1 protein-coding gene is annotated in these 315 nt (G+C 71.4%); it reads right to left on the bottom strand.

Features of this window, described 5'->3' with window-relative positions; translation table 11 throughout:
* The coding region (locus tag ADK41_RS10765) for a zinc-binding dehydrogenase (RefSeq protein ID WP_159043962.1) at positions 1-315 on the bottom strand (315 nt) is incomplete at both ends.

The raw sequence follows: 315 nt of genomic DNA on the forward strand, positions 1-315 counted from the left end.
GTGCCGCCGGTGATGAGGACGGTGCCCTCGGGGTTCCAGCGCGGCGGCATCGTCAGCACGATCTTGCCGATGTGCTTGGCCCGGCTCATGAAGCGGAACGCCTCACGCGCCCGCCGCACGTCCCACACCGTCACCGGCAGGGGCCGCAGGGCGCCCTGGGCGAACAGCCCCACCAGCTCCCGCAGCATCTCCCCCGTACGCTCCGCACCCGCCTCACCGAGGTCGAAGGCACGGTAGGTCACCCGGTCGATCGACCGAGGATCACGGACGTCGGTCTTGCCCATCTCCAGGAACCGGCCGCCGTCCGCCGTCAGC

Source organism: Streptomyces caelestis, assembly GCF_001279005.1.
Lineage (GTDB): Bacteria > Actinomycetota > Actinomycetes > Streptomycetales > Streptomycetaceae > Streptomyces > Streptomyces heliomycini.